The organism is Arthrobacter sp. 08Y14 (assembly GCF_002929455.1).
Lineage (GTDB): Bacteria > Actinomycetota > Actinomycetes > Actinomycetales > Micrococcaceae > Arthrobacter_B > Arthrobacter_B sunyaminii.
Map to the genome: position 1 here is coordinate 696,170 of NZ_PJIX01000003.1, position 14,153 is coordinate 710,322.

14 protein-coding genes are annotated in these 14,153 nt (G+C 64.8%); 12 read left to right on the forward strand and 2 right to left on the reverse strand.

The genetic code is table 11. The annotated features are described in order from the left end of the window. Nucleotides 1–87: 87 nt before the first annotated feature. From CXR03_RS15540 to CXR03_RS15555, 4 genes are all read left to right on the forward strand, one after another. Nucleotides 88–3,015, forward strand: a complete 2,928-nt coding sequence (locus tag CXR03_RS15540) for a DNA translocase FtsK (RefSeq protein ID WP_104104595.1) — start codon at nucleotides 88–90, stop codon at nucleotides 3,013–3,015. A gap of 19 nt (nucleotides 3,016–3,034) precedes the next feature. Then, on the forward strand, nucleotides 3,035–3,637 hold the full coding sequence (gene pgsA, locus CXR03_RS15545; protein ID WP_258073683.1) for a CDP-diacylglycerol--glycerol-3-phosphate 3-phosphatidyltransferase: 603 nt from the start codon (nucleotides 3,035–3,037) through the stop codon (nucleotides 3,635–3,637). Between the two features lie 47 nt (nucleotides 3,638–3,684). Beyond that, nucleotides 3,685–4,143, forward strand: coding sequence for a CinA family protein (locus CXR03_RS15550; RefSeq protein WP_104104719.1), 459 nt, complete (start codon nucleotides 3,685–3,687; stop codon nucleotides 4,141–4,143). A gap of 150 nt (nucleotides 4,144–4,293) precedes the next feature. Beyond that, nucleotides 4,294–4,719 (forward strand): helix-turn-helix domain-containing protein, encoded by a 426-nt coding sequence (locus CXR03_RS15555; RefSeq protein WP_104055404.1) that lies wholly within the window; start codon nucleotides 4,294–4,296, stop codon nucleotides 4,717–4,719. Between the two features lie 134 nt (nucleotides 4,720–4,853). Here CXR03_RS15555 and CXR03_RS15560 read toward each other — a convergent pair whose 3' ends face one another. Next, a complete protein-coding gene (locus CXR03_RS15560) occupies nucleotides 4,854–5,327 on the reverse strand; it encodes a MarR family winged helix-turn-helix transcriptional regulator (RefSeq protein WP_104055405.1) in 474 nt (157 codons plus the stop codon). A 42-nt stretch (nucleotides 5,328–5,369) separates the two neighbouring features. Here CXR03_RS15560 and CXR03_RS15565 point away from each other — a divergent pair, with 42 nt between their 5' ends. The 8 genes from CXR03_RS15565 (at nucleotide 5,370) to dapF (ending at nucleotide 13,326) form a co-directional block, all read left to right on the forward strand. Then, nucleotides 5,370–5,591, forward strand: a complete 222-nt coding sequence (locus CXR03_RS15565; protein WP_104104596.1) for a DUF3046 domain-containing protein — start codon at nucleotides 5,370–5,372, stop codon at nucleotides 5,589–5,591. A 219-nt stretch (nucleotides 5,592–5,810) separates the two neighbouring features. Then, nucleotides 5,811–6,869: a recombinase RecA gene (gene recA, locus CXR03_RS15570; RefSeq protein WP_104104597.1), complete on the forward strand. Its 1,059-nt coding sequence runs from the start codon at nucleotides 5,811–5,813 to the stop codon at nucleotides 6,867–6,869. A gap of 6 nt (nucleotides 6,870–6,875) precedes the next feature. Further along, entirely contained in the window at nucleotides 6,876–7,457 is a 582-nt protein-coding gene (locus CXR03_RS15575) for a regulatory protein RecX (RefSeq protein WP_104104598.1), read from the forward strand. Between the two features lie 44 nt (nucleotides 7,458–7,501). Continuing rightward, the gene (locus tag CXR03_RS18730) at nucleotides 7,502–8,839 is read left to right on the forward strand and encodes a lytic transglycosylase domain-containing protein (RefSeq protein WP_146070540.1); all 1,338 of its coding nucleotides are present in this window, start codon (nucleotides 7,502–7,504) and stop codon (nucleotides 8,837–8,839) included. A gap of 82 nt (nucleotides 8,840–8,921) precedes the next feature. After that, nucleotides 8,922–9,845, forward strand: coding sequence for a hypothetical protein (locus CXR03_RS18735; RefSeq protein WP_258073684.1), 924 nt, complete (start codon nucleotides 8,922–8,924; stop codon nucleotides 9,843–9,845). Between the two features lie 55 nt (nucleotides 9,846–9,900). Further along, a complete protein-coding gene (gene miaB, locus CXR03_RS15590; protein WP_104104599.1) occupies nucleotides 9,901–11,430 on the forward strand; it encodes a tRNA (N6-isopentenyl adenosine(37)-C2)-methylthiotransferase MiaB in 1,530 nt (509 codons plus the stop codon). Between the two features lie 28 nt (nucleotides 11,431–11,458). Next, the gene (gene miaA, locus CXR03_RS15595) at nucleotides 11,459–12,379 is read left to right on the forward strand and encodes a tRNA (adenosine(37)-N6)-dimethylallyltransferase MiaA (protein ID WP_258073685.1); all 921 of its coding nucleotides are present in this window, start codon (nucleotides 11,459–11,461) and stop codon (nucleotides 12,377–12,379) included. After that, entirely contained in the window at nucleotides 12,376–13,326 is a 951-nt protein-coding gene (gene dapF / locus CXR03_RS15600) for a diaminopimelate epimerase (protein ID WP_181034638.1), read from the forward strand. Before miaA ends, dapF begins: the two co-directional genes overlap by 4 nt. Nucleotides 13,327–13,412: 86 nt before the next feature. Here dapF and CXR03_RS15605 read toward each other — a convergent pair whose 3' ends face one another. Beyond that, on the reverse strand, nucleotides 13,413–14,033 hold the full coding sequence (locus CXR03_RS15605; RefSeq protein WP_104104601.1) for a class I SAM-dependent methyltransferase: 621 nt from the start codon (nucleotides 14,031–14,033) through the stop codon (nucleotides 13,413–13,415). Between the last annotated feature and the right edge of the window lie 120 nt (nucleotides 14,034–14,153).

The following is a 14,153-nucleotide window of genomic DNA, read 5'->3' on the forward strand; positions in this document are numbered from 1 at the left end:
CGGAATGCAGCCGGGATCAACGTCGACGGGGTCGGGCAGACGCGCAAATCCGCGGATTGTCCGGCTCCATCGGGTACGGTGGAGCGTATGGCCACTCGTACTTCCCCTGCCGCGCGCGGCGGTGCTTCCGGCCGGACCACCAGCCGGAACGCCGGGGGCACCTCAGGAAAAAGCTCCGGCAAAACCCAGCCCCGGGGCAAGGCGACCGGCCGCTCCGGTACCGCCGGCAAGGCGCAGGCCGACGCCGAACAGGTCCCGCTTCCGCTGCGCGCCGTTCAGGGCGCTTGGATGGGAATGGCCAGGCTCGCGGGTGCGGGCATCCGCAAACTCGGTGCCGACGTCAGTCCTGACCGCGACATCCGGCGCGACGGCACCGGGTTCTTTCTGATCCTCACGGCGCTGGCCGTTGCCACGGTTGAGTGGTGGGCCCTGCGCGGTCCGGTGGCCGACATCATCCATGCCGGCGCGGCCGGCACCTTCGGCTGGATGGCCGTCGTCGTGCCCTTCCTGCTCCTTACCGGTGCCGTCAGGCTCTTCCGCTACCCGGAACGCCACCGCGCCAACAGCCGCATCAGCATCGGTTTGACCCTCATTCTTTTCGCCGGCTCCGGCATCACTCACATTGTGGGCGGTTCCCCCGCGCTATCGGACGGATTTGACCGGCTGTGGGCTTCGGGCGGCATTGTCGGCTTCCTGGTGGCCGGGCCGCTCTCTGCCGCGCTGACTGTCTGGCCGGTGGCGATCCTGCTCGGCTTCCTGGTGTTCGTGGGCCTGCTCATCATCACCGCCACGCCCTTCCGGCATATTCCGCTGCGGCTGCGGGGCCTGTATGAGCACCTCATGGGTCAGGACCTCGCCCCGGATGATCCCGAGGCACACGACCAGAGCTACCTCTACGAACGGGACCGCCGCCCGGCGAAGGCACCGAAAAAGAAGTCACGGATGTTCGGCCGCAATGCCGAAGCCGGTGAGGAGATCCCTGCGGAAGGCTTCGCCGGGGACGAGGCATTCGAACGTGCCGTCCTGGCCGACGAAGACGAGGAAGCGGCAGCAGCAGCCAAAGCCGAGCCGGCCGTCCCGCCGGGAGTCCGCCGCCCCACCCGGTCCGAACTGGCCACGCAGAAGATCCGCCGCGAGCAGGGACTCCCCGTGGACAACGTCTTCGACGGCGCCGAGCCGCCCACCGAAGCCATTGCCATGGTCCCCGAAGCTGCCGAGACCCTTGCTGCTCCCGTACTGCCGGCAGCGCCCGCCGTGCCCCCGGTTCCGGCACGGACCGTCCGGAACCTCACTCCCGCCACGCCCATCCCGCAGCGTACGGAACAGCTTCAGCTCTCGGGCGACGTGACCTACACCCTGCCACCGTCGGAATTCCTGCCGGCCGGACCGCCGGCCAAGGAACGCTCCGAAGCCAACGACCTGGTTGTAGACGCCCTGACCAACACCTTGGACCAGTTCAAGGTGGAGGCGCACGTCACCGGGTTTAGCCGTGGACCCACTGTGACGCGCTATGAAATTGAGTTGTCCCCGGGCACCAAGGTGGAGCGGGTCACCGCCCTGTCCAAGAATATTTCCTACGCCGTCGCCTCTTCGGACGTGCGCATCCTGTCTCCGATTCCCGGCAAGTCCGCCATCGGCATCGAAATTCCGAACGCGGACAAGGAAGTGGTGGCCCTGGGCGATGTGCTGCGCTCCAACGCCGCCCGCAAGACCGAACACCCGATGGTCATGGGCGTGGGCAAGGACGTGGAGGGCGGCTTCGTGGTCGCCAACCTCGCGAAGATGCCGCACCTGCTGGTGGCCGGTGCCACCGGTGCCGGTAAGTCCTCCTTCGTGAACTCCATGATCACCTCCATTCTCATGCGCTCCACCCCGGACGAAGTGCGAATGGTAATGGTGGACCCCAAGCGCGTGGAACTGACCGCCTACGAGGGCGTGCCGCACCTGATCACTCCGATCATCACCAATCCCAAGAAGGCCGCCGAGGCCCTGCAGTGGGTGGTCCGGGAAATGGACACCCGCTATGACGACCTCGCCAACTTCGGGTTCAAGCACATCGATGACTTCAACAAGGCGGTGAAGCTCGGCAAGGTTGTGCCGCCGGCCGGGTCCAAGCGCGTGGTCAAGGCTTACCCGTACCTGCTGGTGATCGTGGATGAGCTCGCAGACCTGATGATGGTTGCCCCGCGCGACGTTGAAGATTCCATTGTGCGCATCACGCAGCTTGCCCGTGCAGCCGGCATCCACCTGGTGCTCGCAACGCAGCGCCCGTCCGTGGACGTGGTCACCGGACTGATCAAGGCGAACGTACCTTCGCGCATGGCCTTTGCCACGTCGTCGGTCACCGACTCCCGCGTGGTCCTTGACCAGCCCGGTGCTGAAAAGCTGCTGGGCCAGGGTGACGCCCTGTTCCTGCCCATGGGCGCCAACAAGCCCATCCGCGTCCAGGGTGCCTGGGTCACCGAATCGGAAATCCACCGGGTGGTGGAGCACGTCAAGGGTCAGCTGGGTGCGGTCTACCGCGAAGACGTCACCGTCAGCGCGCCCAAAAAGCAGATCGAAGACGACATTGGCGACGACATGGATGTGCTGCTGCAGGCCACTGAACTGGTGGTCACCACACAGTTCGGATCCACGTCGATGCTCCAGCGCAAGCTTCGGGTCGGGTTTGCCAAGGCAGGCCGCCTGATGGACCTGCTGGAGTCCCGCGGCGTCGTCGGCCCCTCCGAAGGCTCCAAGGCCCGCGATGTGCTGGTCAAGCCCGATGATCTGGCCGCCACGCTGGCAGCCATCAGCGGGGGTGAGGCTGCCGGCGGCCCCGGGGCTGCTGAAACCGCTGCCCTGGCGGAGAACGCAAACGTCAACCACGGCTTCGAACCCGGCTCTCCGGACGGTCCGGTTGACCTGGTGGCCCAGGATCTGGAGGGCCGGCAGCAGGCCACCGAGTATTACGACGGTGAAGGCGGCGACGAAGACGGCGGATCCGAAGACGCGTGGAGTCTGACCGGCCGCTGATTCCCGCTAGGCTGGAAGTGTGAGCAACTCTTCTACCGGGAACGCCCCCCTTCTGAACATCGCCAACGTCCTGACGGTTGTGCGGATCCTGATGGTTCCGCTTTTCATCTGGCTGCTGCTGGCCGATGACGGCCGCCATGGCCTGTACCGCTGGCTGGCGGTCGCAACGTTTGCCGTCGCTATTTACACCGACAAGCTGGACGGCGATCTCGCCCGCAGCCGGGGGTTGATCACCGACTTCGGCAAGATCGCAGACCCGATTGCGGACAAACTGTTGATCGGCTCGGCCCTGGTCATGTTGTCGGCGCTGGGTGAGCTCTGGTGGTGGGTCACAATTGTGATTCTGGTGCGCGAAATCGGCATCACGCTGATGCGGTTCGTAGTGATCCGTTACGGAGTTATGGCGGCGTCACGCGGCGGCAAACTCAAGACGGTGGTCCAGACCTTGGCCATCTTCCTCTACCTGCTGCCGCTGACAACGTGGCTCGGCAGCTGGGCCTGGTGGATCGGTGCCGTGGTGATGGCTGCAGCTTTGGTGATCACGGTGGTCACGGGCATCGATTACGTCATCAAAGCCATCCAGCTGCGCCGGAGCGCACTGCAGAACCCGGGCGGCCGGTGACGCTGGCCGAAACGGGGGGACCCTCCGAAGCCTGCGATGCCGCGGCCGTGGTGCGTGCCGCTGCAGCGGCACGCCTGACCTTGGCCACTGCCGAATCCCTGACTGCCGGTATGGTGGCTGCCGAACTCGGCACCGTCCCCGGCGCTTCGGCCGTGCTGGCCGGGGGAGTCGTGGCGTACTCCAACTTTGTGAAGAAAAAAGTCCTGGGCGTGGACGCCGGTCTGCTGGAAGCCGCAGGTTCGGTCGACGCAGAGGTGGCCCGCCAAATGGCCGACGGCGCCCGCCGCGCCCTTGAGACCGACCTTGCGGTATCCACAACCGGGGTTGCAGGGCCCGAACCGCACGACGGCAAGCCTGTGGGCTGCGTGTTCATCGCGGCAGTTTCCGCTGACCGGTCGCTGGTTTGCGAATTTTCCTTTTCGGGGGACCGGGCAGCCATCCGGGAGCAGGCCCGTGACGAAGCACTGGTAATGCTTGCCCGGCTTCTGTCGGACCGGACTAAATAAGGGCTGCGGAGAGGGCAAACGGTGCCGGGAACAAAACCCGGGGGAGCTGAGTTGTTAGTATCAGGAACCACCAAGGTTTCCCGATTACGATCTTTAGATATCTGCGGTACACCCGCAGTCGGACCACACATAGGGAGCAGGACGATACAGATGGTTAAGCAACCCGTATCCGTGAACGGCGTTATTCGCTGGCGGGATGTAGGGTTGGCGGAAGATGCACACCGGGAACCAAAGGAGCGCAAAATGGTTGTTCTTCGTCATGAAATTGGCGACGTACTGCGCGATGTCCGCCAGCGTCAGGGCCGTACCCTGCGCGAGGTGTCACACAGCGCACGCGTTTCACTTGGTTACCTCAGCGAGGTGGAGCGAGGCCAGAAGGAAGCATCATCAGAACTTCTGTCCTCTATTTGCACCGCGCTTGATGTGCCCTTGTCCCTGATGCTTCGTGAGGTCAGTGACCGGGTGGCGACTGCAGAAGGCGTCGCCATACCCGATACCGTGCCGTCGGAATTCTCGCGCGAGTTTGCCCGCGATTTCCCGGAGGACATGGCTCGGGACCTGGCCCGCACTCCGTAGACCTACATCCGCAGTGCTGCCGCTCCATCGGGTAGCCTGCCCAGTGCCAAGAAAAAGACCCCGCCGTTTCGGCGGGGTCTTTTTTGCCGTTCAGCGGCCGTTGAGCCTGCACTGGCTCGTTTTCCGAGCAGCCATTACCGTTCGCGGGCGTAGGAGTGGTTGAGCTTGGTCAGCAGTGACCCGAGCTGCTCCAGCTCCTCATCATCCCAATCCTCCAGCAGTGTCCGGAACAACTCTTTGCGGGCCGACTGTGTCTTGGCCAGCGCCTCTGACCCTGCAGGGGTGAGGGAGATGGACTGGGCGCGGCCGTCCAGCGGGTCTGCGTGCTTCTGGACCAGACCAAGCGATTCCAGCATGACAATCTGGCGGCTCACGGACGGCTTGCCGATGCCGATGCTGGCGGCAATGTCCGTTAGCCGCATGTCCTGCTGCTTCTGCAGCAGGACCAACAGCCCGTAGGCTGCTGGCTCCATATCCGGATGCACCTCGCGGGCCACCTTGTAGGAGTTGGACCGTGCCCGGCGCCACAGCACCGAGAGGGCTTGCTCCAAGGTGTCGATGGCCGCTTCATGGTGCCGTGCTTCTGGGGAAGATTCCTGCTCGGTCATGGTCTCCATTCTAGAGGCGCATGGACATGAGAAGATTAAGCGATGCGACTCAGTGATTTCTGGCGGCTCATGGATGATGAGTTTGGGCCGGCCTACTCCAGGGTGCTTGCCGCAGACCTCGTGCTCGGCTCCCTTGGCGGCAGGACGGCAACGGAAGCCCTCAGCGGGGGTATCGAACCGAAGGCTGTTTGGCTGGCAGTCTGTGATGTCCAGGACGTCCCGGCGGAACGACGTCTGGGGCGGGACATCCAGCCCAGGAAATGAGGCTGGCCGCGTTAAAGGCGGGACACGCCGAAGCGGATATTCGAATACCTGTTCGGATGAGGATAAGCTCCTACACAGGGGCGACACGACCGCAAAACTGCCCCTGATATCCCCACGGCAGTCCGCTCCGCTGTTTTGTCAGTGCCGCCGCTTATGGTCGTAGGTGAGCAGGACAACCGGCCTCCGGGCCACGTAAAACCACAACAACCGAGGTGAAGAATGGCAGCAGCAGTCGACCGCGCAAAGGCACTTGAAGCAGCGCTGGCCCAAATCGATAAGCAGTACGGCAAGGGCTCGATCATGCGGCTTGGAGACGAGGTCCGCGCTCCGGCAGAGACCATCTCCACCAGTTCGATCGCCTTGGACCTGGCACTTGGCATAGGCGGGCTTCCCCGCGGCCGCGTCGTGGAGATCTACGGCCCGGAATCCTCGGGTAAGACAACCCTGGCGCTGCACGTTGTTGCCAACGCACAGAAGAACGGCGGCATTGCCGCGTTCATCGATGCCGAGCATGCCCTGGATCCCATCTACGCAGCACGGCTCGGCGTGGATACGGACTCGCTGCTGGTGTCCCAGCCGGACACCGGTGAGCAGGCACTGGAAATCATGGACATGCTGATCGGTTCCGGTTCGGTTGACGTGGTGGTTATCGACTCCGTGGCCGCACTGGTTCCGCGTGCGGAAATTGAGGGCGACATGGGCGACAGCCATGTGGGCCTGCAGGCCCGGCTCATGAGCCAGGCACTGCGGAAGATCGCCGGACGGTTGAGCCACACCAACACCACGGCCATCTTCATCAACCAGCTCCGCGAAAAAATCGGTGTCATGTTCGGCAGCCCGGAAACCACCACGGGTGGTAAGGCGCTGAAGTTCTATGCCTCCGTGCGCATCGATGTCCGGCGCATCGAGACGCTCAAGGAAGGTACGGTTCCGGTGGGCAACCGAACCCGCGCCAAGATCGTCAAGAACAAAATGGCCCCGCCGTTCAAGCAGGCTGAGTTCGACATCATCTACGGCACGGGAATCTCCCGTGAGGGTGGACTGATCGACATGGGCGTGGAGCACGGCTTCGTGAAGAAGTCCGGTGCCTGGTTCACGTACGACGGTGATCAGCTGGGCCAGGGTAAGGAAAATGCCCGCAAGTTCCTGCGCGACAACCCGGAACTGACCGATGAGCTGGAACGCCGCCTGCGTGAAAAGCTGGGCATTGACGGACCGGTTACCGAGGAAGCTCCTGCGGCGGAAGCGAAGCTCAAGGCCGTTCCGAAGAACTCCTAGGCATTCATGCAGCAGCAAACCAGTGGATTTCCCCCGGCAGGCGGTTCGCCGGGGGAGCCTGCGGCGGCGCCGCGGGAGCAACCGCGTGACCCGTACGGAGCTGCGCGCACCATTGTCCTGCGGCAGCTGACCAGTGCCCCGAAGAGCCGGCACCAGCTGGCGGTGAAGCTGGCCGAAAAGGACATCCCCCAGGACGTTGCACAGGCGGTACTGGACCGTTTTGAGGAAGTACGGCTCGTGGACGACGCCGAGTTTGCCCGCATGTGGGTGGACAGCCGGTCGCGTTCCAAGTCCCTCGCACGTGGTGCGCTGAAGCGTGAACTTGCCGAGAAGGGCATTTCGGGGGAGCTGGCAGCAGAAGCGCTGGAGCAGGTCAGCGATGAGGATGAGTTGGAAGCTGCCCGGACACTGGCGCGCAGGAAGCTGCAGCCGTCAGTGGACCTGACGGACCGGGCAGCCCGGGACAAGCAGGCAAAGCGGCTGGTCTCCATGCTCGCCCGCAAGGGTTACTCGCCGTCGGTGGGGTACCGCGTGGTCAACGAGATCATCGGTGACGTCCTTGAAGAGCGCCCCGAGGATGAGTGGTAGCAAACCTGCGGGAATCCTGAGGCGGTGCCGTATGCTGGGCCACGATGTTGACTCTGTTGCTGCCGGGCAAGAAGTTCACTCGTCTTTCCCTGGGTTCCGCCGTGCTGGTCGGGGTGCTTGCCGCCTCGGCCTTCAGTGCTGTGCCTGCCTCCGGTACAGAGTTTCCCTCGTGGGAGCAGGTGGAGCAGGCCAAGCGCAGCGTTGAAACCAAAGCAGCGCAGGCGGCTGAAATTGAAGCTCTCCTGGACGAGCTGTCGGCCGAGGCGGGAAGCCTGGGAACCAAGGCCGTACAGGCCTCGGCAAATCATCAGCGTGCCGTGGACGAGGCAGAGATCAACAGCCGTGCCGTCGAAGTACTTTCTGCCCAGCGGCTGGAAGCGTCCCGGACTGCTTCCGAGCTGACCGGGCAGATGGGCGCACTGGCGGCGCAGACGTACAAGACGGGCGGAATGGATTCCAGCCTACTCCTGCTGCTGGATGCCGATGCCGCGGTGGGGGCCATGGACCGGCTCACCACGCTGCAGAGCATTTCCGGCCGCACTGACAGCCTCCAGCTGCAGGCCGCCTCGGCCGCGCAGGTGCTGGGCAGCCTTGAAGAGCGTGAAGCTGCCGCCCTGGACAGCCGGGAAGAATCAGTTGCCGCGTCCCTGCAGTTGGCTGCTGAGGCGCAAAGAGCTGCGGCTGCAGCTGACCAGGCAGTACAAGATGCCCAGGAGCGCAGCACCGTGCTGCTCGAACAGCTCGCCGAGTTGCGGGACAGCAGTGTGCAGGCCGAAGCGCAGCGCTTAAGGGGGCTTCAGGCCGAAGAGACCTATCGCGCGCAGCAGGAAGCGCGGGCTGCCGAAGAAGCCGCCAGGAAGGCTGGAGAAAACGACGCCGGAGACAGCAGCGGGAGGAATCCGGCTCCGCCGCCAGGTAAATCTGAGCCCGATCCGGTGATTAATCCCACTCCGCTGCCCCAGGTCCCAGCACCCCAACCAGCACCGCTGCCACCACCTGCACCATCTGCTCCTCCAGTCCCACCGCCTGCTCCCGCACCGGATCCGATGCCCGTGCCCTCTCCCGGGCCGGTTGACGACCCGGTCGCCGCCCAGGCCTACGCTGCCGGACGGCTGGCTGGCTATGGCTGGGGACAGGATCAGTTTCGATGCCTGGTGAACCTGTGGCAGCGGGAGTCCGGCTGGCGGACCAGCGCAAATAACCCCTACAGCGGGGCTTACGGGATTCCCCAGTCGTTGCCCGGAGACAAGATGGCCAGCGTTGGTGCAGACTGGCGCACCAACTATCGGACCCAGATCGAGTGGGGCCTGGGCTACATCAGTTCCCGGTACGGCAGCCCCTGTGCCGCTTGGCAGCACTCCGAAGACAAAGGGTGGTATTGAACCTGTTAGCGACACGCATGTCAAGTGGATCGTTATGCAATTGAGATAGCTGCTCAGGGTTGGTCGTTACCGTCTCGGTTCTATGACTTCCCTCCAAAAAGATGCCCTCGGCAACGAAGACACCCAGAGCGACAGCCACAAATCCAACGATGCTCCCGGCCGGCGCGGCCTTACCCGGGAACGCCGGCGTGCCGGCCGGACCCGCAAGCTCCGCATCGGGGCCGTGGCGGTTGCCGGCGGACTGGCCTTCTTCGGAATCGCCGGCGCCTCCGTACAAAATGACCAGCTGCGGGCCAGCCTCGTGAGTCTGACGTCCCCCACCGCCGCCCCGGACACCGCTGAGAGCGGTCCGGCTGATGAGGCCGGCGCCGCGGGAGATGCCGACGGCGACGAGCAGCAGAAAGCAGCTGACACCGCTGCCGACGATGATGCCAAGAAGGCGGCCGACGCCAAAGCAGAGGAGGCCAAGGCTGCTGAACAAAAGGCCGCTGAAGAAAAGGCTGCTGAAGAAAAGTCGGCGGAGGAAGCTCGAGCTGCCGAAGAGCTGAAAGCCGAAGAAGCAGCTCAGGCTGCTGCTGCGGAGCAGGCCAGGGTTGCAGCCGAGCAGGAAGCTGCAGCCAAGGCAGCAGCTGAAGCCCAGGCTGCCGCGGACCGCGCCGCGGAAGAGGCCGCCGCTGCAGCAGCGTCTGTCCCCATGGATGATCCCGCCGGGGCGAAGGCGTACGCGGCCTCTGCCCTGGCCGGCCATGGATGGGCAGCCTCGGAAATGTCCTGCCTGAACACCCTGTGGGAAAAGGAATCCAACTGGATGACCAGCGCCACCAACGCCAGCAGCGGCGCCTACGGCATTGTCCAGTCACTGCCTGCCGAAAAAATGGCATCATCGGGAGCTGATTACCTCACCAATCCCAAGACCCAGATCAACTGGGGCCTGGGCTATATCGAATCCCGGTACGGCAGCCCCTGCTCGGCACTGAACTTCCACTACGCCAACAACTGGTACTAAACCCGGCTAACAGCCGGCGCCTCCTCCGGCGGTCCGCGGCAGGTACCCTAGGACTGTGAGTTTGACAGTATCTTCCCCGACATCTTCCCCGATCCCGTCCGAGCAGCATCACCGCACCTATCAGGTGCGGACCTTCGGGTGCCAAATGAACGTCCACGACTCCGAGCGCATTTCCGGCCTGCTGGAGAACGCCGGTTACGTTCCCGCGGAAGGCGACGAGGCCGACGTCGTTGTCTTCAACACCTGCGCGGTGCGGGAGAACGCGGACAACAAGCTGTACGGGAACCTGGGCATGCTCGCCCACGTCAAGGAAACTCGTCCGGGCATGCAGATTGCCGTGGGCGGGTGCCTGGCGCAGAAGGACCGCGACACCATCCAGCGCAAGGCGCCGTGGGTGGATGCCGTGTTTGGCACGCACAACATCGGCTCGTTGCCGGCCCTGCTGGACCGTGCACGGCACAACGATGAAGCGCAGCTGGAAATCCTGGAATCCCTGGATGTTTTCCCCTCCACACTGCCCACCAAGCGCGACTCCGTCTACGCAGGCTGGGTCTCCATTTCCGTGGGCTGCAACAACACCTGCACGTTCTGCATTGTCCCTTCCCTGCGCGGCAAGGAACGGGACCGCCGGCCGGGCGAGATCCTCGCCGAAATCCAGGCGCTGGTGGACGACGGCGCCATTGAGGTCACGCTGCTGGGCCAGAACGTTAACTCGTACGGCGTGGAGTTTGGAGACCGGGGCGCGTTCGCCAAGCTGCTGCGGGCCTGCGGCACCATCGAAGGCCTGGAGCGGGTGCGTTTCACCAGCCCGCATCCGGCTGCGTTCACCCAGGACGTCATCGACGCAATGGCGGAAACCCCCAACGTGATGCCGCAGCTGCACATGCCGCTGCAGTCCGGTTCCGACAAGGTCCTCAAAGACATGCGCCGGTCCTACCGGTCCAAGAAGTTCCTCGGCATCCTGGACAGCGTCCGTGAGCGGATGCCGCACGCCGCCATCTCCACCGACATCATTGTGGGTTTCCCGGGCGAGACCGAAGAGGACTTCGCCGCCACGCTCGACGTCGTGGAGAAGTCCCGTTTCGCCACGGCCTTCACCTTCCAGTACTCCAAGCGCCCGGGCACCCCCGCCGCAGAGCTGCCGGACCAGCTGCCCAAGGCAGTGGTCCAGGAACGCTTTGAACGCCTCACCGCCCTTCAGGACCGCATCGCGGCCGAAGAGAATGCCAAACAGGTGGGCACCACAGTGGAAGTTCTGGTTACCGCCGGTTCCGGCCGCAAGTCCGAAGAAACAGGTCGCCTTTCCGGCCGTTCCCGTGATCAGCGCCTGGTGCACTTCTCGGTGCCCGAGGGCTGCGAGGTACCCCGGCCCGGAGACCTCGTCACCGTGCCCGTGACATCGGCGGCGGCGTTCCACCTGGTCTCGGACCCCGCCACGGCAGCGGATTACTCGCTGCGCCGTTCACGCGCGGGGGATGCCTGGGACCGCTCGCAGGCGGAATCGTGCGGAGTCCCCGCTCCGGGTGCTTCCGGCGGCAAAACCGGTGTCTCCCTGGGCATGCCGGCACTGCCCCCGCGCTCCTAGTGCTGTCCCCGTCTCCCCGGTGCGTCCGGTGACTGCCGCCGAGGCTGCGCGCGCCCGCCCGGTCATCGCCGTCGTCGGCCCCACCGGCTCCGGCAAATCGGATCTGGGCGTTTCACTGGCCCTGCAGCTGGGCGGAGAAGTCATCAATGCCGACGCTATGCAGTTCTATCGGGGCATGGACATCGGTACCGCGAAGATCAGCATGGCGGAGCGGCGCGGCGTTCCACACCACCTGCTGGACATCATGGATGTCCGGGAGGAAGCCAGCGTTTCGGCGTTCCAGGCATCCGCCCGCAGTCTCATCACGGAGATCCAGGGACGGGGAAAGTATCCGATCCTCGTGGGCGGGTCCGGGCTTTACGTCCGTGCAGCCCTGGATGTGCTGGACTTCCCGGGCACTGATCCGGCAGTGCGGTCTGCCCTGGAACGTCAACTGGACGAACAGGGACTGGAGGCTCTGCGCGGGCGGCTGCGTGCAGTGGACCCGGTGTCCGCGGACCGGCTCGGAGACGGGCGCCGGGTGGTGCGCGCCCTGGAAGTGCACCAGCTGACGGGCCGGCCGTTCAGCTCCTTCATGCCCGTCCGAGAGTACTTCCAGCCGGCCATCCAGATCGGCCTGAGCGTGGAGCGCAGCCTGCTGCATCAGCGGCTGGCGGCACGCGTGGACCGGATGGTGGACCGCGGCCTGCTCGCCGAAGTGGAAGCCCTCGCCGGCCGCGGCCTGCGTGAGGGCCGGACTGCCGGACGCGCCCTGGGCTATTCCCAGTTCCTGCGGGTGCTTGACGGCGAATCGTCAGTGGCCGAGGCAGTCGAACAAACAGTGGTGGCTACCCGGCAGTTCGCGCGCCGCCAGCTAACCTGGTTCCGCGCAGATCCGCGGATCACCTGGCTCGACTGGGACGACCCCGAACTGACCGGCAAGGCTGCCGCCGCTATCCTTGAACAGTGAACACAACTCTCTCCTCTGCTCTGTCCGCTTCCGGCTTACCCGCTTCTCTTGCCGGCTTGCCCTTCGCCAAGGGCCACGGCACCGGCAACGACTTTGTGCTGGTGGCCGACCCCGACGGGGGACGCGAAGTGACGCCTGCCGAAGTGGCGGCGGTATGCGACCGGCACCGCGGCATTGGCGCAGACGGATTCATCAGGGCCGTGCGTTCCGAGCACCTGCCTGAAGGCCAGGCCCTGCTCCAAACTGATCCCGCCGCGGAGTGGTTCATGGACTACCGCAACGCTGACGGCAGCATCTCCGAGATGTGCGGCAACGGGGTGCGGGTCTTCGTGCACTTCCTGCTCGCCGAGGGGCTGGTGAACCTGGCCGAAGGGGAAACCCTGACCATCGGCACCCGTGCCGGCATCAAAACAATCACCCGGGTGGACAGCGGTTACGCCGTGGACATGGGTCCCTGGGAGTTCATCTACCCCGACCATGCGGCCGCGAAGGCCATGGACGCCGTCGTCAACGCCGACGGCCTGGAAGTTCCGCGCCCCGGACTGTCCGTCAGTATGGGAAACCCGCACACAGTGGTGGCCCTGGCCGAGCTGTCCGAACTCGCAGCCACTCAACTGACGGCGCCGCCCACCGTGCAGCCGGAGCCGGAGAACGGCACCAACGTGGAATTTGTGGTCCCCGCCGAGCCTCTGGTGGAAAACGGCGTGGGTCTGCTGACCATGCGCGTGCATGAGCGCGGTGTGGGGGAGACCCTTTCCTGCGGCACCGGCGCCTGCGCAGCAGCCGTTGCCATCCGTTTCTGGGCCGGCCGGGATGCTCCGAACGATTGGGCGGTCACGGTGCCCGGCGGCGTCGTCGGGGTCCGTTTCCTGACTGCTGAAGACGGCCGCGAGCACGTGGAACTCAGCGGCCCCGCCGTCATTGTGGCGCGCGGAACCCTACTCTAGGAACGGCCGGAATAAACCCCTGCGACGGGCGGTTGAAGCTGTCATGGAATTCAAGACCGGTGTAAGTGCGGCCCGCCGCTGAGCAGTCAGCTGTCTTCGGGGCTGCGGGTAATTTTGAGGATCCGGAAGGATTTGGCGGTGCTGTGCCGGGACACCGAGTATCCGGACCCCAACTGCTCGGCCATCCATTTCTGCAGTGAATCCGCTCCCAGGTTTTTCTGCACCACCAGCCACGCGGTTCCTTTCGGCGCCAGCCGCGGCAGCCACAGAAGCAGGAGCGCATGCAACTCGTCCTTGCCGATGCGGATGGGCGGATTGGACCAGATGGTGTCGAACCGCAGCTGCGGATCGACGTCCTCGGGCCGGCTGGCAGTGACATTGTCCAAGCCCAGTGCGGCGGCATTGTCACGGGTCAGGGCCAGGCACCGCTCGTTCACATCCACGGCGTACACGCGGGCTGCCGGGGATTTCAGGGCCATGGTCAGCGCCACCGGCCCCCAGCCGCAGCCAATGTCCAGCAAATTCCCCTCCGGGGAGGGGGACGGAACTTCGTCCAGCAGAATGACAGTGCCTTTGTCGATGCCGTCGGGGCTGAAGATGCCGCCGGAGGTAACGAGGTCACGCTCCCGGCCATCGAGCGTGACACGGAGCGGCCGGCGGACCTCGGGCCCGGACGGCTGTGAACTGAAGTAATGGTCTGAACCCATAACAAACCAGATTAGTGGGTCTGCGGCAGGCAGCGGAAACCGGATTCAGCGGCGGGCAAATCGCGCCCCCAAATGTCCGTGCCCTGACTTACCATGGAGAACACGGCTTATAAGGAGAAT